The organism is Sabulicella glaciei, assembly GCF_026183895.1.
Lineage (GTDB): Bacteria > Pseudomonadota > Alphaproteobacteria > Acetobacterales > Acetobacteraceae > Roseococcus > Roseococcus glaciei.
In genome coordinates this window covers 1-1112 of the sequence record NZ_JAPFQI010000055.1, presented here as the reverse complement: position 1 = coordinate 1112, position 1112 = coordinate 1, and the positions used below count along the sequence as shown (strand labels likewise).

The following is a 1112-nucleotide window of genomic DNA, read 5'->3' as shown; positions in this document are numbered from 1 at the left end:
AGCTCGACTTTGGCCATTCAGGCGGCATGGCAGAGGGCATAGGCGATGCCCTCGCGGAGGGCTTGCGGGAGTTTTGCGGCATCGGCCGACTGCCGGGACACGGCGAAACCCTGCTCACTCCAGATCGCACGTCGGACTGCGGCGAGGCTGTCGGCGAAGGTCGGCCGCCGCTTGTGGTACCAGGCGCTGGACGAAACTTGGACCCGGGCACGACAATCGAGGCGCGACGCCAACAGGGTGACGATCGAGAACAACCCGAGCAGGCATGGCGTGGTGCGAGCGATGGCCTTGTCCGACCACTGCCGCTGGGTCTCGACACCGAGGTGGTCACGCACCTCGCGGAAGGTGACCTCAAGCTGCCAGCGCTGGACGAACCAGCGGATGACCTGCAGCGGCTCCTGCGCCAAGTCGGTGCAGAGCAGGGCTTGCGGATCGAAGCGCCGGTGAGGATCGCGCAGCAGGACCCAGCGGACCGGCACGACCGGCATGCCGCTGTGGCGCCAGACGGCGGTATCCGAGCAGATCTCCACGACACGGTCGCCCGCGCCATACCACTCAGGCACGGTTACCCGCTGCCAGCGGGTGGTCTTGTTGGCCAGCACCTCGGCCAGGGTCGGCAGGCGCTCGCCCTTGGTCCGGGGCCGCCCGATGGTGCCCGGTGGGCGCGGCGGAGCCGGCCGGTAAAGGGCCGCGTCGAGGCGCAAGCGGGTGACGCAGGTGATCTCCTGCCGGAGTAGGGCGGCCAGGAACTCGAGGGCGGAGAAGCCGCTGTCGGTCACCAGGACCAAGCGCCGGCCCGGCATCCAGCGGCGGGCCTGCAGGACCAGCTGGCGGCCCCAGTCCGTCAGCTTCTTGTGGCGCAGCCTGCGCTCGCGACAATACCTCTCCGAGGGCGCCAGCGCGGTGAGGAAGGGCAGCGCCCAGACCCGCCCGGCCCAGGAGATCGGGACCAGCAGCATCAGGCTGAGCCAGCGCAGGCCGCTCGCCTTGACGAAATGCCCGTGGCTGGAGCGGACCGGGTCCCGATAGATCCCTTTGGCGCTGATGCGCCTGCCGCGCCGCCGCTCAATCGTGTCATCAAGGCCCAGCAGCACCGGCCCTGCCGGCAGGAA

1 protein-coding gene is annotated in these 1112 nt (G+C 69.8%); it reads right to left on the bottom strand.

Features of this window, described 5'->3' with window-relative positions:
- Nucleotides 1–17: 17 nt before the first annotated feature.
- Nucleotides 18–1112 (bottom strand): IS701 family transposase (locus OF850_RS23340; RefSeq protein WP_301592835.1); only part of this gene is annotated, 1095 nt, incomplete at its 5' end.